17 protein-coding genes are annotated in these 18,076 nt (G+C 61.4%); 6 read left to right on the forward strand and 11 right to left on the reverse strand.

From position 1 onward, the window contains the following. Window positions 1-189: 189 nt before the first annotated feature. The gene (locus KPB06_RS29935) at window positions 190-897 is read left to right on the forward strand and encodes an MgtC/SapB family protein (RefSeq protein ID WP_059639689.1); all 708 of its coding nucleotides are present in this window, start codon (window positions 190-192) and stop codon (window positions 895-897) included. A 48-nt stretch (window positions 898-945) separates the two neighbouring features. On the opposite strand, the gene KPB06_RS29940 is transcribed toward KPB06_RS29935, so the two are convergent. Further along, the gene (locus tag KPB06_RS29940; protein ID WP_059584867.1) at window positions 946-1,665 is read right to left on the reverse strand and encodes an autoinducer binding domain-containing protein; all 720 of its coding nucleotides are present in this window, start codon (window positions 1,663-1,665) and stop codon (window positions 946-948) included. 73 nt (window positions 1,666-1,738) lie between these two features. Between KPB06_RS29940 and KPB06_RS29945 the strand changes: the two genes are divergently transcribed. The 3 genes from KPB06_RS29945 (at window position 1,739) to KPB06_RS29955 (ending at window position 3,816) form a co-directional block, all read left to right on the forward strand. Then, window positions 1,739-2,182, forward strand: coding sequence for a DUF4902 domain-containing protein (locus KPB06_RS29945; protein ID WP_059584866.1), 444 nt, complete (start codon window positions 1,739-1,741; stop codon window positions 2,180-2,182). Between the two features lie 209 nt (window positions 2,183-2,391). Then, a complete protein-coding gene (locus KPB06_RS29950) occupies window positions 2,392-3,000 on the forward strand; it encodes an acyl-homoserine-lactone synthase (RefSeq protein WP_059584865.1) in 609 nt (202 codons plus the stop codon). Window positions 3,001-3,051: 51 nt separating this feature from the next. Beyond that, window positions 3,052-3,816: a hypothetical protein gene (locus KPB06_RS29955; RefSeq protein ID WP_059584864.1), complete on the forward strand. Its 765-nt coding sequence runs from the start codon at window positions 3,052-3,054 to the stop codon at window positions 3,814-3,816. Window positions 3,817-4,022: 206 nt separating this feature from the next. On the opposite strand, the gene KPB06_RS29960 is transcribed toward KPB06_RS29955, so the two are convergent. The 8 genes from KPB06_RS29960 to ribA form a co-directional block, all read right to left on the reverse strand. Further along, window positions 4,023-4,226: a hypothetical protein gene (locus KPB06_RS29960; protein WP_226223159.1), complete on the reverse strand. Its 204-nt coding sequence runs from the start codon at window positions 4,224-4,226 to the stop codon at window positions 4,023-4,025. A 112-nt stretch (window positions 4,227-4,338) separates the two neighbouring features. After that, window positions 4,339-5,070, reverse strand: a complete 732-nt coding sequence (locus KPB06_RS29965; RefSeq protein WP_059584862.1) for a Fic/DOC family protein — start codon at window positions 5,068-5,070, stop codon at window positions 4,339-4,341. Next, window positions 5,024-5,728, reverse strand: coding sequence for a type IV toxin-antitoxin system AbiEi family antitoxin domain-containing protein (locus KPB06_RS29970; protein ID WP_081066372.1), 705 nt, complete (start codon window positions 5,726-5,728; stop codon window positions 5,024-5,026). Before KPB06_RS29970 ends, KPB06_RS29965 begins: the two co-directional genes overlap by 47 nt. A gap of 360 nt (window positions 5,729-6,088) precedes the next feature. Next, window positions 6,089-7,234, reverse strand: coding sequence for a Wadjet anti-phage system protein JetD domain-containing protein (locus KPB06_RS29975; RefSeq protein WP_059584860.1), 1,146 nt, complete (start codon window positions 7,232-7,234; stop codon window positions 6,089-6,091). Then, window positions 7,218-10,547, reverse strand: coding sequence for an ATP-binding protein (locus KPB06_RS29980; protein WP_059584859.1), 3,330 nt, complete (start codon window positions 10,545-10,547; stop codon window positions 7,218-7,220). Before KPB06_RS29980 ends, KPB06_RS29975 begins: the two co-directional genes overlap by 17 nt. Continuing rightward, window positions 10,544-11,305, reverse strand: coding sequence for a DUF4194 domain-containing protein (locus KPB06_RS29985; RefSeq protein WP_059584858.1), 762 nt, complete (start codon window positions 11,303-11,305; stop codon window positions 10,544-10,546). The genes KPB06_RS29980 and KPB06_RS29985 overlap by 4 nt, the downstream gene beginning before the upstream one ends. 1 nt (window position 11,306) lies before the next feature. Continuing rightward, a complete protein-coding gene (locus KPB06_RS29990) occupies window positions 11,307-12,806 on the reverse strand; it encodes a DUF3375 domain-containing protein (RefSeq protein WP_059584857.1) in 1,500 nt (499 codons plus the stop codon). A gap of 769 nt (window positions 12,807-13,575) precedes the next feature. After that, window positions 13,576-14,226, reverse strand: coding sequence for a GTP cyclohydrolase II (gene ribA / locus KPB06_RS29995; protein ID WP_059584856.1), 651 nt, complete (start codon window positions 14,224-14,226; stop codon window positions 13,576-13,578). Window positions 14,227-14,403: 177 nt separating this feature from the next. Here ribA and KPB06_RS30000 point away from each other — a divergent pair, with 177 nt between their 5' ends. Beyond that, a complete protein-coding gene (locus tag KPB06_RS30000) occupies window positions 14,404-14,865 on the forward strand; it encodes a CBS domain-containing protein (protein ID WP_012339746.1) in 462 nt (153 codons plus the stop codon). A gap of 157 nt (window positions 14,866-15,022) precedes the next feature. Here the strand turns inward: KPB06_RS30000 and KPB06_RS30005 are convergent, their stop codons facing one another. Continuing rightward, entirely contained in the window at window positions 15,023-15,352 is a 330-nt protein-coding gene (locus KPB06_RS30005; RefSeq protein WP_059584855.1) for a DUF4148 domain-containing protein, read from the reverse strand. A 514-nt stretch (window positions 15,353-15,866) separates the two neighbouring features. Between KPB06_RS30005 and KPB06_RS30010 the strand changes: the two genes are divergently transcribed. Continuing rightward, on the forward strand, window positions 15,867-16,265 hold the full coding sequence (locus tag KPB06_RS30010; protein ID WP_027781009.1) for a GreA/GreB family elongation factor: 399 nt from the start codon (window positions 15,867-15,869) through the stop codon (window positions 16,263-16,265). Window positions 16,266-16,440: 175 nt separating this feature from the next. On the opposite strand, the gene KPB06_RS30015 is transcribed toward KPB06_RS30010, so the two are convergent. Further along, window positions 16,441-17,523 (reverse strand): porin, encoded by a 1,083-nt coding sequence (locus KPB06_RS30015; RefSeq protein WP_059584854.1) that lies wholly within the window; start codon window positions 17,521-17,523, stop codon window positions 16,441-16,443. Window positions 17,524-18,076: the final 553 nt, after the last annotated feature.

Consider the following 18,076-nt stretch of genomic DNA (forward strand, 5'->3'; position numbering starts at 1 on the left):
CTGAACGCCTGTCCGCCGCAGTTCTCCTGCCCCGGCTCGCGTTCCGCGAGCCGCACGCCATCCGTTTCACATTTGAATGACGCATTCGCGCGGTACAGTACCGCGCGATGACGGCTGACGCCGCGTCGCCTTCGGCCTTGCGCCGCGGCGACGCGAGCCGGCACGCGCTTCTTGCACGGCAGGACAACCATGACTTTCGATTTCGCACTCCGTCTTTTCACCGCGTTCGCCTGCGGCGTCGCCATCGGCCTCGAGCGCCAGATGCGCCAGCGCACGGCCGGCCTGCGCACCATCACGCTCGTCGCGAGCGGCGCATGCCTGTTCGTCACGCTGGGCGTGCTGACCGGCAACGGCGTGGCGGGCGTCACGCAGATCGCCGCCTACGTCGTGTCCGGCGTCGGCTTTCTCGGCGGCGGCGTGATCATGCGCGACAAGGGCTCGATCCAGGGCATCAACACGGCCGCGACGCTGTGGTGCTCGGCCGCCGTCGGCGTGCTGGCCGGCTCCGGCCACTACGTGCCCGCGCTTGCCGGCACGGGCGTCGTGCTGCTCACCAATACGGTGTTGCGCGGCGTCAGCCAGGCGATCAACGCGACGCCCGTCTCGAACGCCGACCTCGTGCGCGAATACCAGATTACCGTGATCTGCCTCGCTGCCGACGAAGTCCACATCCGCACGCTGCTGTCGAACGCGATGTATGCGAAGCCGCTGTCGTTCCAGAGCCTCACGAGCGAAGACGTGCCCGACCAGCCGGACCGGCTGAAGGTCACCGCGACGCTGAAGCTGCATCCGAAGGATCAGCAGAAACTCGAGCAGATCGCGAGCCGGATGAGCATGGAGAAAAGCATTTCCAGCGTGAGCTGGACGGCGAAGGAAGTGGAACCGATGATGGAGTGAGCCGCGTGGCGGCAGCCGCCTCCGGCGGCGCCGTCGCGCAACGTCACGTCACGGTGCTTCGATGAGCCCGGCCGAGATCGCCTTGACAACCGCCTGGACCTTGTTGGTCGCGCCGAGCTTCTCGAGGATGTTGTTCACGTGGAAGTTCACAGTCCGCTCCGAGATGCTGAGGATCTGGCCGATTTCGCACGCGGTCTTGCCCTCGGCCGTCCAGCACAGCACCTCGCGCTCGCGCGCGGTCAGCGTGACGCCCGCCGCGGGCGACAGCTTCGGCACCATGAAGCGGCTCATCAGCGAATGCGACAGGTTCGCGAGCCAGTTGGTCTGCAGCGTCAGCATGTTGATCTCGGCCGGCGTCAGCCGGTCGGCATGACGGGCGATGCTCAGCAGACCGAACGCACCGCGCGCCGCCCAGCTCGACTGCGCGACGCCCACCGACAGCCCGAAATCGCGCGCGTCCTGCCACAGCGGGCACGGGTCGATGTTGTCGACGTCCGGCCAGACGATCATGTTGGTGCTGAGTGCGCCGTCGCGAACCGTCGAATCGATCTCGATATAGTTCCGCGCCTGGTAGTGCGCCATCCAGCCGTCCGGATAGGTATTGAAGATGGCGACCGCCGGCTTCGAAACGGGCAGCGGTACGCGAATGCCGTAACAGCAGTATTCGAACCCCAACCGCTTGGAATAGGCAGCAATCCGCTGGAAGAGCTGCTGCTCGTCTTCCGCGGCGCTGAATTGTTGGTAGGCATCCTGCCAGCGCAGTTCCATTCTTTCTCCGACAACGTCACGCTGTCATACTTGTCAGGTTCCAGCACCCTTTCGAGGCTGATACATTCCGCGCATGACTTCACCCTTGCTGCACCCTGTCGCCGGCCCGTCCCCGGACGGCTACGTACGCCTGTCAGAAAGCGCACTGGCCGCCCTTGTGCTCGACCATGTCGAGAGCGGCCTCGACCCGTCGCTGCTGGCCGAACTGCGCGACAACGCGATCGACGCGCGCCTCGCCGGCTATACCGAATGGCATCGCGCGGCCGGTGCCGGCGTCGCGTACGTGACGGTCGGCTGGGACTGGTATCTCGAACGCGCGACGGGCACGTTCATGATCGCGGGCGGCGATGTCCGCAGCAACGTGATGGCCATCGACGCCAAGGGTGCCGACATCGGCATGTTCCGCACGGCCGCCGCGCTCGCCGCAAGGCTCGCCGCCATCGACTGGCCCGCCGCGGTCGCGTCGGCCCTCCTCGGGCACAACGACGCCTATCATGCCGGTCCGACGCTCCAGTGACAACTGGCTGCGCATTCCTCTGACGATATTGCAAGACTGGCGCTCTTTATAAGCAAAAGCGGCCCGGTTTTCAATCCCGTCGATCAAGAAACCGTTGCCACGTCCCCAATGGCGTCCATCGACGCCACCCTGTAAGAGTTACCAGTTACAGGCTCCTCGTGCCGCGCGCTGTAATGCACGCATACAAAAGCACAGATCCGAGGACATCCATGCAGACCTTCGTTCACGAGGAAGGGCGGTTGCCACACGAACTCGCGGCGGATCTAGGGCGCTATCGGCGCCGTGTGTTCGTCGAACAGCTCGGCTGGGCGCTCCCGTCGGCGAACGAAAGTTTCGAGCGCGACCAGTTCGATCGCGACGATACCGTCTACGTGTTCGCGCGAAACGCCGCCGGCGACATGTGCGGATGCGCGCGCCTGCTGCCGACGACGCGCCCGTACCTGCTGAAGTCGCTGTTCGCCGACCTGGTCGCGGAGGACATGCCGCTGCCGCAGTCGGCCGCCGTCTGGGAACTGTCCCGATTCGCGGCGACCGACGACGAAGGCGGGCCCGGCAACGCCGAATGGGCCGTACGCCCGATGCTCGCGGCCGTCGTCGAGTGCGCGGCGCAGCTCGGCGCGCGGCAGTTGATCGGCGTGACGTTCGCAAGCATGGAGCGGCTGTTCCGCCGGATCGGCATCCACGCGCACCGCGCAGGCCCGCCGAAGCAGGTGGACGGGCGTCTGGTGGTCGCGTGCTGGATCGACATCGATCCGCAAACGTTTGCCGCACTGGGAATCGAGCCCGGGCAGGTCGCCCGGCAAGCTATCGCCGCCTGAGCCGGAACGCGCGTTTCCGTCCAGGCGGCATCGTAACGAAGGAGAACCAACGTGGACCAGTCTCAGGTCTTTCGCGCGATGATGCCCGGGTTGACGGGCGTCGGCGGCGCCCGCATCACGGTCGCCTATCCGTCGTTTCCGAGGCCGTTGCCGCTCGTGCGGCTCGACCGCCGCGGGCTCGTGTTTCGCGCCGCCGGCGCCGCGCCGCTCGTGTGCGGGCTGCCGCGCCCGGCAACCCTGCTGGTCGCGGACGAACCGCTGTGCTCGCTGCGCCTCGTGATCCGCGACATCGCCGCGACCGGCGACGGCCGGCACGACCTGACGATGCAGCCGTCCGGCGCCGCCGGCGACGAACTGCTGTGGCACGCATTGCGCGATCGGGCGCCGTACCGGCGGATCCGGCACCCGCTCGCGCCGGTCGATCGGCCGGTCGCCGTCGACGGCGAACCGCATGCGGCGGCCGGCGAAATCGCGTCACGCCCGTCGCGCAGCGCGGCTTTTCGCCTGCCCTGCCACAGCGACGCGCTGTTCTTCGCCGACTGGCTCGAATATCACTTCGACGAACTTCGCGCGCTGTCGCAACAGCACGGGCCGCAACTGCAGCTCAATCAGCTCGAACGACAGGTTGGCGAGGACGAGGTTGGCGTGCGTTTCGTCTACGACATCGATGGGCATGCGACGCGGAACGCACTGACTGACTGTGCGCGCGAGGCGTGTGCATGGATCGAGACGGAGATGCGCAGCAAATATGCGTTGCCCGTCGCGCAACGGCGGTTCGGCGCGTTTGCGGCGCATGCACGAGCCGGCAGCGTGTGAACGAAGCTCGTGCCGCGCGCCGCCACCGGGCGGGCTGGGGCGGCGGCAGGTTGTGCGGATACAACAAGCGCTTGCAAACGTCCGGGTTTTCCCTTAAATTTACGTCTGTCTCCTCCATGTCTCCAAACATGGATTCGGCCCGCTCAAGCAGCGGGCTTTTTTATTGCCTGAACGGTTTTCGGGGCCATATCCAGCCCCACGTCAGGCTAGCCCGCTGGACGCACGCTGGCCGGGCGTAGCCAGTAGTGATGCACCGCAAATATCAGCGCGACCATCACGACCAGTATCAGCAGCAGGTACAACCAGCCCTTTCTGGTCGTCGGCAGGTCCGTCACGGCGCCGACGTCGCCCGTCAGCGCCGCCAATGCGACCATCGTCAGGCCGGCCAGCGCCAACGTCCCTTTTGCCACCCATCCGAAGGCAACCTCTAGTCCGGCCGCCCATCGCGACTGGCGATAAGGTCCGGCAACTGGCCGGCGAAGATCGGGCTTACCCATTCGTCACGTCCGAGCCGGCATGCGCTTAAATTTCTCCACGCGCACGCTTCAACTCGCGGTAGTTCTGGTTTGCCACTGGATCATCCGCCCGATATGCAACATTCGGAGCACTGCTGCCATCCTGTCCGTCGAGGCCCGGCAGTGACATCAGATGGTCGCGAAGATCGCCGCCAGCAATGGGAGCGATCATCAACGGCAGGAGATACGTGTCCAGGTGCTTGCCTTGGGGATCTTGCAGTTCCCGAGTAAGCGCCTCCAGGTAATCGTCCTTCCGCGACGCATTCCAGTTGATCGCGAAGCCTGCGCGGTGGCATAGCTCCGCGTGAACAAGAAGCATGGTGCGACCATTTCCGTCGAGAAAAGGGTGCCCCCAAGCGAAAGCACCCATGACCATCCCGGGTTTTTCGCGCATCGTGTTTGGATTGTTGCCAGAAGATAGCCCCCATTCGACGGCACGCTGGCACAACTCCGAAGCCTCGAACTGTATTCGCTGCCCCTTTCCGACAAGTCGACCAACGCCGAGATGATGGCGATCCTGACCCGCCCACGGGTAGAACTCGCCGAACAGGATTCGGTGAACTTCAAGAAAGTGAGCGTACGCGATCGGACCTCTGATCGCCTGAAGGTACGCCAACGCAGTCTCGAGACCCGACTCGAAGAACCCGTGCTCAATGTACTTGAGTTCGTCCAGGTCCTTGATGCTGTCAATGTTACGCAGATAGCCCCTGGTGTCGTAGTCCCCGAACGGGTCGAACACGCTTGATCTCCCTGATGTGGTTCGCCATCAATCGGGCAAATTGCCGACCGTTGATTCGATGCTGCTTCTTGAGCGCGACCAGCAGTTTCCCCGTGCGATCAAGTTCGACATCGTCGCCCGCGACTCGCGTCACTGCTTCTGCGAAATCATCGAGGCCCGAGCGTCTGTATTGCACGTCGTAGGCTTGTGCGAGCCGCTCAACAAACGTGCCGACATTTCGGGTCGGAAGCTTGTCGACATCTGCCGGAAGCCTGGGCACCGCGCCCGTGGACGGGCTTTCCTGCTCACCGACATATCGGACGGTGATGTTGCCCCACCCAAGCTTACGAGAAATCCGGCTCCTGCCGGTGTTGACCAGGCAAACGGTGCGACCGTTTTCGTGCTGAATCGTCACATCGATCACCTCGACGCCCAGCTTCCCGAGTGCCTCGCGCAACAGTACCTCATTGCCGACGGCAAATCGCGCATTGCCTTCGAGATCCGAATCAGTCTTGGCATAAACGCCCGCGCCGAGCCGAGTGAGACGTCCCTCGGCAACGAGGCGTTGAAGCGCAGTACTAAGGTGTGATGAACTCCCCAAGCCTGCCAGTTCACGCCGGAGCACGACGTTACCAGAGCGCTTCTTCAACGACATCAAAAGCTTACTGTCCAGATTCATCGGTCACCCCCAACCTCCAGCACACGAGGCTCCATTATAAACCGCGAAAATTTCCTTGTTTAACAATGATTTACCGATTCAGATTCGGCCGATTTGACGGCATGCTTTGTCGCGCGGACACCTCTGAAGGCACCTCAGACATCCCTGCAAATTGGCCGATTGGTCCAGGCCGAGAAGGAAGGATCGAGGCGCCGCAAGACTCGGCAGCACCTGCCATCGCGCGACCGTCGGTCGGGGGAGCGTGTTCGGCAATCGCGGGCGCGAGGCGCGGATCTCGAAGGTGGGGCCAGACACCAACGGCTGGGGCAGGCGCACGCCTGGCACAATTCGCGCAGGCCACCGATACCTGCTCTACGATAGTTACGCCTCATACCACGCATGCATCGCCGCTCTCACAATGTCTTTCGGCAAGAATTCTTGTTCCAAGCGCCCGCGCTCCTGCGTCAGGAGGTATTCGAAGAAGGCGCCCTCGTCCTCGGTTAGTCCGTCAGGACGGCGCCCGTCGACGGGGACGAGTTCACGCACGGCCAGATTTGCCGCGTATCGTTCAAAACAGTCCCGATTCATCAGCAGCGCGCTCAAGGACGGAATAGCTTGACGCACTTTCCCCAACATTTTCAGCCCCCAGGTATCCATATCCCCCCAATACGCTACACGCTTGCTCGCGAGCCACGGATCATGCGTCCAGTCCAAACTCAGTCCCGCACCGAGGATCGCCACCGCATCAGGTAGCTCCGCCAACTGATGAACGGACCGTTCGTTTTCCACAATGATGATGTGGCCGACGCACTTCGGAAGCTGAACGAGTTCACCGGCCCGGATGCGCTGCTGGCGAAACGGCAATATCCCGGCCGCGAGCGGCACGACGAGCAACCAACGCTCGTCGTCCTCAGGCGCGCCGAGGAACGCCTCGAGCCCCAGTTCGGAAACTTGTCCGCCAAAGCGAACGTTGAGCATGTGACAGAGCAACGCCCGGTGCCGCTCGAAGAACTTGCTATCGGTATTGCAGACACCAAGCGCCCGCAGTGGACGCCCTTGCGCACATCCCGGCGATAACGCCAAGGCCACTTCCCCAGCCTTGATGATCTCGTGCACCGGGCGCTCCATCATCAACCTTCGCTGACGTACCACCAGTGCGTGGAACTGCGCGTCCATGTGCCGAACCACCTCACCGAGCCGTTCGTACTCGGCCGCAATCGCGGCATCCTGGGTCGCGCGCACCCAGTCCGACGGGCTTCTCAGTTCCCAAAGGTGCGGCAGTCGCACGGGGCTGCCCCCCGCACGATAGGCCACGGTTTCCCAATGCACGATGCCAATCTCCACCGATCGCCAGGCATCGCAATGCCGTTTGACGCTTTCGGTCTGTTCGGTAAAAGCCTTGGGACTGGGTCTGCCGATAGGCAATCGCAGCGGCCAGCTATCGGGGTAAAGCAGCCGCGCCTCGCGTTCATCGGCCGATTGCCATGATCGAGCGAGGCGTGCAGCCATATCATTCGGTGATTTCATCTCGTCCGATCATTTGCCGGGCTCGTGCAATGGAATCCAGCTCTTCCCAGCTCAAAGACGTCATCGTTGCCTGCAGTCCTTTTCGATGGATCAGAATGGCCGAGCGCGTATGCGCTCGAAGTAGCCGCATTTCCTTGTTCGGCGTCACAAAGAGCGGATGAAGGCCAAACTCTCGCAGTGCTGAAATAATGCGTCCTGCCACCGCCTGTGAACTCTTCGAGAACGCCTCGTCCAGCACGATGGTGCCAAACAATGGACGGTCCTTGCCATCCGGGCACAGCGCATAGCTCAACGAAGCCGTCAAAATATAGCTTGCAATGATCTCCTTTTCTCCGCCGCTGCCGCCTTGAGATCCCTTCCGGGTTTCACAGACTGCCCCCGAACTGCGCTCGATGACGGACACCGCAAACTGCAGCCGATAGCGAGGATCCAGAAGCGCCTTCGCCCCAACGGTCGTGCGTCGCTCGCTCGCGTCCCTCATGAGCCTGACGACCTCGGCTAACGCGTTGAACTGGCTCTCGCCCTGGTCGTCTTGCAGTGTCGCGGCGCGCAGAGTGCGTTGCGCCTGCTCCAATGTTCGCAGACTCTCATGGACGACCCGACGCGGCTCCAGTTGCAAATACCGCCCCGGCTGAAAGTCGACGCGGCGCATCGTGGCGTTCAAGTCCTCGATCCGCTCGACGATGGTCTCCACCTCGTTATCGATACTGCGGAGCAATTGCGTCACCCCCTCGTCCGAGGATTGATTCAGATACCCAAGAAAACGATCCAGCTTTTCGGGTAGCGCCTCATCCCTGAGCACGCGCAGTCGCTCTAGATACTGTGGTACGTCTTCAACTTCCGTGCCGACCTCCGCCAAGGCACCCGTATCGACAGCACGCGCCGCGCCCATGCCACGGACCAGTTGCCGTTCGTGATCATTGATCCTTGCAGCAAGTTCCTCGAGGCGTGCTCGCAACCGGACGTCGATTTGCGCCTGCTGTCGCATCAGTGTATCCACGGTCTGGACACCGACGAAATCAAAGTGTTGCTCGACCAGCGCCATCTCGATCGCATTCAGTCCTTCGCCGATCGTCGCGAATGCGCGTTCTCGCCCATTCACGGCGGTGTCATACTGCTCTTGAAGCTTCGTCTGCTGTATGAGGCTCTCGTCGCGCGCCTGGCTGATCTTCTCGAGTTCCGCGCGAACCTCCTCCCAAGCCTGTTTGGCCCTCGCGGTATCCGATGATGGATCCGTCAGCGCCGAGAGCCGTCGGGTGGAATCCGCCACGTTACGCTCGGCCTGACGCACATCGATATCCGCAAAATCAATCGACAGCACGCGGTCAAGCATTGTTCGGCGAACCTGTACCTCTGTAACCTGCGCCCTCGCCGCCTCAAACTTTGCCGTAAGCTCAGCGAGTTCCCGTGCCGTCTCGTCACACTGACGCTCGAGCTCGGCGAGAAGGTCCTTGTTGTCAAAACCGGTGAGCCATCCCTGGCTCAACGGGGTCTTGTCCTGCTTTTCGAAGAAACCGCTCTTGCCCGACATGAGCCCCTGCGCGGTCATACCATGCGGCGTATGTTTCAACACCTCGGGGGACGCCACGCAATGTCGATCGATTTGAGCAAGTAGCCCTCGAACAGCCTCCCGATACGGATGGTCCTTGAAGTTAAGTTTTCGCGTGAAGCCGTCGGTCAGGAATTCGACGGCGCGATCCGGCGCCATCACGTCCACAAGACGAACATGCAACCGGTTGTCGCGGCCATTCACCCATGCGAGTGCAAGCTTCATGTGTGATGCCGGAACCATGATGCGCAACCGATGGCCGCCCATCGCGCGCTCGATCGCGCCGCGCCATGCCGACTGCGATTTTTGCACCTCGACCAGTTCCGCAACGAAGGGCAGATCCTCATCGTGCAGGTTCAGTTGGCCGGCCAGATCGCGTCTGAACTGTTGATACAGCGACGGTATGTTGGATCCCGGGTGTGACCTTGCATTTGCAAGGGCCGCCTGCTGTTCTGTAAGCGTCTGTTCAGTGCCTGCCAGCGCGGCCCCCTTGGCGTATGCCAAGCGTTCCGCTTCCTCGATCGCGACGGCCGTCGAAGCGAGCAAAGCCTGCGCGCTGGCCTCATTCTGCCGAAACGTCTCCAGGGTAAGCGCCTGGCTGAACTGAAGCTTCTTGGCGAACAACACATAATCGTTCGCGTGGCGCCGAACCGTCTCAAGGTGCTTGCGTTCAGCCTCAAGCTTGCCTTCGAGTTCCTCGATGCCGCTCCCGCCATCACGAAGATAGATGTCGCGCAGCCTTTGTGCCGCTGATTCGAGCTCCTTTGTGCGACGGGTGTGGTCTTCGATCCGTCGTTCACAGCCCGCTTTCTCCTGTCCCAGTTCGCGCTCCCGATCGACCCACAATTGATGCTCGCGAGTCGCAACCGCGATGGGCAAAAGCGAAACGAGACGAACCTGAAGATCCCGCTGCTCGAGTCTCTCCGCACGCTGCGCCCACCCCTTTTCGATCGGCACCAGCGAATCCCGCTGCTTTCTTGCCGTCTCCAGTTCCTCCCGAATCTCCGCGAGATTGTCGAACTCGGACGCCACCTCCAGCGCCCGCGGAAAGGCCGATCGATCGTCCAGCACCAGATCCCGGAAGAGGTCGTCAATGCTGTTGAGTTGCTTCAGGCCGGCCGCGCGATTGAGCAGGGTGAACGCGTTCTCGCCGACCTCGAAGATGCGACGCAATTCCAGGATGTACGCCTTCTTGCTGTCGTATACTTTCAGGCTCCCTGAAGAGGCTCGCTCATGTTGCCTGAGCGCCCGCTTGCCCCCGGCGTTATGCAATTCCAGCAATTCGTCAAGACCAAACTCCGCGCCCCGCTCGATCATCCAGATCCGATCGAGTTCAGTGGCCGAGGAGCCGCTTCCCTCCAGCGAAAATATTCCGGCAATCGTCAGCGTGTCGCTGCCATTGCCAAAGGTAGCGGCAATCGCTGACACAGTCTTTCCCGGTCTGGAGATATGGTCTGTATCACCTTCACGTCCCGCGCCGGAAACCCCACGCACATACGAGACGAGGTCGCGATCGCTCTCGTGCCCTCCGGTCGACGCGAGGTTGTAGCGCGGCTGCGCGGCAATCAACGTCATCAGGGCGTCAATCAGCGTGGTCTTGCCGCTGCCTGTCTGGCCAATGATCGCCGTACCTTCGATATCGATGGCTGCCTGATGGCGCCCGCCGAACGGCCCCCAATTGAAGAGATCGAGACGGGTGAGAATGAATGCCGGCGTCGACAACAGCGCGTCGATAGCGCGATGGTCCGAGTTGGCCGAGATCATGCAATCTCCCCGTCGTCCCCCACCGGCGCACAATCATCCGTGCGCTGTATGCCCGGCGATGCCTGCTTGAGCGCCTGGAGCAACCCTAACAAGTTCTCGGGATTGGCAAGATGGACAATAATCGGGCGAATCATAAACTGATCCTGCTGGTCGACTTCCGAGACGACCCCATGCGGCTTGAGCTTATCGAGCAGATTGCGCGCGCGCTGGAGTTCCCGCGTGTCGCTTCCCAAGCCTCCAAGGTAGAGTTGCAACTGAGCAGCGACATCTTCGACCAACGCAGGTGCATCGGGGACGCCGATACCCCGTTCCTGCTCATGAGCCAGATAGCGCTGCCGCAGTAGCGCAACCAGAAGCGATTGCTCTAGCGTCAGGCGCTGTCGGCGAACCAGCGGATGAGACCATTCGTCGTCCTCGGATTCACGGCAGTACGACTGAGCGACACTGACGAAGGCCAGCCCACGAATGTCATCAATCTTGAGCACCAAATCCAGCGGCTCCAGAATGCGGTCGATGTCTGCACGACTCGTCGCGGTAATCCGGTAGAGGTTGGGTTTGCGAGCAACCTCGAGAAGGCCGAATTTGAGCAGTTCCTGGCATGCATCCTTCACGTCCCGAGATGTGAAACTCGCCGCCTCCGCCGACGGACCGGCGTCAAATTCGCTGGCCTCGTCATGAGCTCCCGACAACTGCGCAACCTTGTCAACCTCACGTCCGTCGTCCTTCGATGCGGTCAGCGTATCGAATATGCTTACCATCTTATAGCTCCATATCCAAGCCGCGCACGTCGTCGAAACCGAGCGCCACGACCGGAACGTCAAAGCGCAGCGGCATGCCATCACGCCCCATTACGTCGACGCTTTCCCGCTCCCCGTCCATCGAAACCCCTGCTTCCCGCGCCATGCTCAACCAGAGCGCGATTGTCTCCAGATCATGCGTCGGCGGCAGATGCCGCGCCAGTTCTGCGATCCCCATGCGCGTGCCATGTTGCTCGAGCAACGCCACCGTACTCTCACACAGCGCCTGTCGATCCAAACCATCGAACGCCTCCCAAAACTCGTCGTCGATGGATCGTGGGTCCATGCTTCGCGCCTGCAGTTCGAGCACGAGTCGCGCATCGTCCTGGATGGCCTTGAACCTGATTCTTTCCACGAGCGGTAGACCCGCCACGGAAATTGCAACGGGCGGCAACGGACCGTCCATGTTGCGCGTCGAGGCGCTCGCCCAGTCGAGTGCCAGCGCTTGCTGCAACACGTCGTGGATCAGTTCGCCAACCCGATGATGTTCGACCGCAAGTCCCGTACGGAGGAACCCCTTGACGTCACGTTCACTTCGAGCTCTCGCGCGGATGACCGCTGCCGATTCGTCGATCAGGCGGATGATGAGCCAGCGCAGTTCATGTTGCTGGCTGGGATTGAGTGCCGAGCGCGTGGCGGGATGCTGAATGATCTGGCGCAGCCGATGCTTCATCGCGTCGAGTTCGGCAGAGCGTCCCAACTGCTGCTGAAAACCGCGAAAAACCTTTCCTTCGGCGGTTTCGAGCAGTTCGTCATGGCTGTTCAACAGTTTGTCCACGACCGCGCCCCGATGACCGCGCTCGCTAATGATCGACTGCCGCAACGCTTGATCGGCCTCACGATAAGAGTCTTCGACCCGACGAAAGTCGGCACGCAAACTCGTAGCCAGATTGTAGATTTCCCGGATACCCTCGATAGCCTCCGATTCCGTCATCGCACGCACGTTACCCGTCTTGACGTCTTCGAGTTCCCGCTCCAACTCCTGGATCTTCCGCTGCAAATAGCGCGATCTACTTCGACGATCCGGATTAAGGTTGGATTCCAGGTTTTCGATCTCGCGTTGCACGATCGATAGCCGTGATGCCGTCGAGGTCATTAAGCGCCCGTCCAGGGCGGCGACGAATCGCAGCGCTTCCTCGAGCGCATCGGTGGCATAGAGACGCCCAGCCCGTTCAATCAGCAACGAACGCCGAATCCATCCCCGCAGCTCCTTGCGCGCCAGTGCCGCACAATCGCCCTCGGGATCAACGCCAAATTCGTCTGAATTCGCGTGCTGCTCCAGCACGGCTGCGAGCATTTGTTCGGCCACGTCGACCTCAATACCGTCGTGACTCTTTTCAAACAACGTCTGTAAGCAACTCAGCACGAGCGGTGCGCTACGCGCCGCCAGCAATTGCCAGGCAGGGTGTTGACGCCGCGACTGGACGTACTGATGCGTGCGCTGTTTCCAATCCAGATCCATTCCTTTTCCGCGCCACTTGGAGGTGAAGAAGCCGACGACGCGAAACTGCGGATCATCGTCGCAAAGACGTCACTGCAATACCCAGCCCCTCTGCATTCAGGCCCACAGGATTAATGGCCGGAATATTGCCACGACAATCGCAAGCATGACACGCCACGTCAGACCACGGAATGGACACAGTACGTCTGGAGAAGGCCCTGTCCAGGTGTGGCGAGGTGCCGGCCGGCGTCGGAGGAGGCGAACGGAACAATGCGGACGCCGCGTCCCCCGGATCGCCCAATTGCCTGGTAACGCCAAAGCGCTGAGCGGAAAGTGAGGATTGACCATACGCACGCGCATCCGCTACGGGCTTTAGCCAGCGAAGCGATCAAGCGAATTATTGTTGCGACGGGCCCACGAACTGCAGACGAAATTTCCGTTCGCCAACGCGTTATTTCCCACGCAGAGATCAAGGCGTCAAGTGCCCCCCGCATAGCGCACGTCGCTCGTCGCAAGCGGTTCGACCGTTAATCAACGATTTGTGGCAAAACGTCAACGACTGTCGACTTATCGAAACCTAGAGATGAGGCCCGGGAATCTGCCTAAAAAACGATGTAGGTTTGGTGCACAACGCCGAAAAAACCACGCCGACGCAACGTGCTTGGCCATGCGGAGGCAAGCGCCCATGCAGGCGCCGACACGACGGAATCCAAATATTCACTTTTAAATCAAAAGCTTACTGGATTCACCAGATCAATTCAGAGCAATCCGGATAACGCCAAAGTTTCCACTATTCATTTTCTTCGAAGTAATGCCCGAACTTCGTTTGCTTCGTGCGGATATAACGTTCGTTTTCCTCGCGCACGGGCACCGCGAGCGCCACGCGCTCGCAGACGGGAATACCGTGCTTCACGAGCGTGTCGAACTTCTTCGGGTTGTTGCTCATCAGCCGCACCGACGTCACGCCGAGGATGCGCAGGATCGCGGCGGCCGAATCGTATTCGCGGGCGTCGTCGGGGAGACCGAGATCGAGGTTCGCCTCGACGGTATCGCGCCCCTGCTCCTGCAGCGCGTACGCGCGGATCTTGTTGCTCAGGCCGATGCCGCGGCCTTCATGACCGCGCAGATACAGCAGCACGCCGCGGTTTTCGGCGGCGATGTAGCGCAACGCGAGATCGAGTTGCTCGCCGCAATCGCAGCGGTACGAGCCGAACACGTCACCGGTCAGGCATTCGGAATGCAGACGGGTGAGCACGGACTGCTCGCCGGTCACGTCGCCCATCACGAGCGCGAGATGTTCGGCATCGCTGCCCGATACGCGAAACGCGTATGACGTGAACGTACCGTAGCGCGTAGGCAGCGACGCGGTGGCGACGAGCGTCACGCACTCGTCGGCCTGGCCATTGCCCGGCGAGGGCGATTGGGGACGCGAAGACATCATGAATTCAATCGAAACGTTCAGGAATGTAGGAGTTGTGTGGATGGTGCGTGACGGGAGTTTACCGCTAATCTGGAAACGTCACGCGACTGCCGCCGCCCGCCCGGCTATACTGGGCTCACCGGGTGACGCGCATCACGTCCCGCCTGCCCTGCATCGACCTGCATACGGAGAAAGCGAATGAGCACGACTGTCGCGCAGATTCTCAAGGCCAAGCCGGATTCGGGCCGTACCATCTACACCGTCACGAAGACCGATCTCGTCTACGACGCCATCAAGCTGATGGCCGAAAAGGGTATCGGTGCACTGCTGGTCGTGGACGGCGACGACATCGCGGGCATCGTCACCGAGCGCGACTACGCGCGCAAGATCGTCCTGCAGGACCGCTCGTCGAAAGCCACCCGCGTCGAGGAAATCATGACGGCGAAGGTGCGCTACGTCGAACCGTCACAATCCACGGACGAGTGCATGGCGCTGATGACCGAGCACCGGATGCGCCACCTGCCCGTGCTCGACGGCGGCAAGCTGGTCGGCCTCATCTCGATCGGCGACCTCGTGAAGAGCGTGATTGCCGATCAGCAGTTCACGATCAGCCAACTCGAACACTATATCCACGGCACGCCTACCGTCACGTCGGCCTGATTCGCGTCAGCAAAAAAGGCCCAAACGCGTCAGCGTCTGGGCTCAAAGCCGCCGGCATGCGGCGACGGAGGTTCTGCTCCTGCGGGCGAACGACGCGCGGTCAGCGCGCGTCTCGTCGATTCAGCGGTGCGCTCGGGCAGACCCGGGGAACGTTCAATTAGTTACCGAAGTAGACCGAATTCACGGGATTCGGCGCTTCCCGCGTCACACGGCGGCCGGATTGTGCGGCACCCGTCGCCACGGCACCGTAGCCGCTCGTATCGGCCTGAGCGAGCGCCGGCTGGTTCGGCTGGATACGCTGTTCGGCAGCCTGGATGTCGCTCGGATATTGCGAATCGCTCGCCACCGGCTTGTAGCCGTTCTGCTCGAGTTGCACGAGTTCGGCCTTGACCTGAGCGCGGGTCAACCCCTGCTCGGACTGCGCGAACGATGCAATCGGAGCGGCAAGGACGGATGCGGCGATGGCTGCGTAGACGATCGACTTCATGATTTACCTCCGGAATATGTTGTCTTTTGACGTCGCCTCGACGGGGACTGTCTGAAGCGATTGAGTCCAGTGTAGTGCTCGCCGAACCAAGGGGAAACCCTTAGTTTGAATATACAGCGTTGCGTTTCTGGAAAAAATCGCCGATGGTTTTCAGACAGAGGCGTTGCAACTTGCTTCATCCGCACAACAATCGCTGACGAAACGCCAACAATCGAATCACTTGCCCGGAAGGTTGTGTTGTAGAATCGTAAGGTTTTATTCGCCAGTCGATATTCCGTCCACCATGTACGCGCTCACGCCCCTTTCGGTTTCGCCGTCCGGCCCGGCCGGCGTGCGCGCGTGCGCCGGCCAGCCGGCGCATCCCCTCGCTCGACGCACGGCCCAGGCGCCGCTCGCCCCTGCCCGGCGCCTGATCTGACCGCTCGGTCTCCACCCCGGAGCCAGGTCAGACAGGCTCCGGGCGATCCTCATAGGCACGCCACGCCTGCCCCTGCCGATCATTTGGAGAACTCCCATGAAACAACGCCTTTACCAGCTGACCGAACTCGACGTCGCTCGCCTCGAAAAGCACGCCGAGCACAACCCGCGCTTCCAGACGATGCTCGACACGCTGCTCGAACGCGCCGATATCGTCCAGCCCGACGCCATCAAGGCGAACGTCGTCACGATGAACTCGCAGATCACGCTACTCGACGAAGCGACCCAGGAACAGGCCACCTGGACGATCGTTTATCCGGACGCCGCCAACCTCGAACTCGGCCGCTTGAACGTCTTCTCGCCCGTCGGCATGGCGCTGCTGGGCACGCAACGCGGCCAGATGGTCAAGGTGATGCAGCCGAGCGGTGCCGAAAAGCTGATGAAGGTCGCCGAGATCGTGTTCCAGCCGGAAGCCAACGGCGAATACACGCGCTGAGCCGCTGGCGGCCAATGCTGCGTCACACGGCGCGCAGAACGAAAAAAGCGAGGCCCGTGCCTCGCTTTTTTGCAGCCGGACGATCCGGATCATCGTCATTGCTTTCCACAGACGAAAAAAGGCGCCCGAAGGCGCCTTTTCGATGCTGCGAAGCGGGTTGCCCCGCTCGTCACGCTTAGAAGCGGTGACGCAGACCAACCGTTGCTGCGGTTTGGTTGATCGACGAGCTCGGAGCCGTCGTGTTGTCGCCGTTGTAGATCGACGTGCCAAACGCGTTGTTCTTCGCACCGCGCTGGTACACAGCTTGTGCGTACACGTCCGTGCGCTTCGACAGCGAGTAGTCAGCTTGCAGGCCGAACTGGTTCCAGTGCGAGCTGCCACCGTTAACCTTCGCGTTCGTGTACGTGTATGCTGCGCCGAGGCCGAGAGCCGGCGTCAGGTTGTACTTTGCGTTGACTTCGTAGTTGTCAGCGCGCAGCGACGGAACGCCGACAGCTTGGTTGTCGATACGCGACTGCGTCCATGCAGCGCCGACTTGCGCCGGGCCGAATGCGTAACCAGCAGCAGCACCGTACGTGCGGACACGGCCTTGTGCAGCGATGTTCGTCGCGCCGTTGGCGTTGGTACCGTCGCCGAGGTTCGCTTGCGAGTATGCCGCACCCAGCTTCAGGCCTTGGAACTGGTACGACAGACCGCCGCTGTATGCACGGTTGTTGCCGAAGTTCTGGTTGTTCGAGAACGAGTACGTGCCGCCGAATTGCAGGCCAGCGTAGTTAGCGCTCGTGTACTTGATCGAGTTGTTCAGCGCGACGTCGCCGTTCGTGCTCAGACGGTCGTTGTTCAGCGGGTGAGCGAAGTACGTGCCGCCCCACGAACCCGTTGCCGTCAGCGGCGCCAGGTAGTCTTGCGTTGCGTCGTATTGCTTACCCAGCGTGACCGTACCGTACTGGCTCGACAGACCGACGAACGCTTGACGGTTGAACATGCCACCGTTGTTGCCCAGACGGCCGTTACCGATGTTGAAGCCGCTTTCCAACGTGAAGATTGCCTTCAGGCCGCCACCGAGGTCTTCCGAACCACGCAGGCCGAAACGGCTCTGGTCGATACCCGAGCCCATCGACCACAGCGACTTGCTGGCGACGTTGCTTTGGTAGGTGATGCCTGCGTCCAGCACGCCGTACAGCGTGACGCTGCTTTGTGCGTGAGCGACGGTAGCGAACGATGCTGCAGCTGCTGCAACGATCAGAGTCTTGTTCATTCGTGGAGCTCCCTTCTAAAAAGAGGCAGGTCTCGCGACCTTGTTCATAAACGGTCTCAACCGCCCGGGAGCGCCATCGGTCCTGCTGGCGGCGCCCGGATAGTTGCCCGTTTGGGAACCGTGAGTTTAGGGGTGTACCCTAGGGGAGCGATCCGCAAATAAAGAAATAACCTTTTCCAGAACTAGAAATAATGAAAGTGGGGAGGCGTCATAAGTATTTGTTTTAACGTTTGTTTTTGACTTCTTGACGCGTGCTTTTTGGAGCCCTTCATCGCACCATTCTTACATGTCAGCGTCTTGACGGTTGCATAGAAACAACAAGCGGATTCGGTTCGGCACCCCAAAATCGGTAATTGTTACCCGATTCAATCTCAAATATTGGCCAGCCGGCATCTCGGACGGCCCCCTCCGCCCCACAAACCCGAGCGACGCCCATAGCCACGACGAGATCCCGTCAGCCGTCGAAAAGGGAAAGAGTGGCGTTTCGTGACACTCGGTAACAGCCTTGACCGCCCGTGTAACCCTCCGGGTGCACCTGCAGGCTAATGTAAGG

The organism is Burkholderia semiarida (assembly GCF_029268935.1).
Lineage (GTDB): Bacteria > Pseudomonadota > Gammaproteobacteria > Burkholderiales > Burkholderiaceae > Burkholderia > Burkholderia semiarida.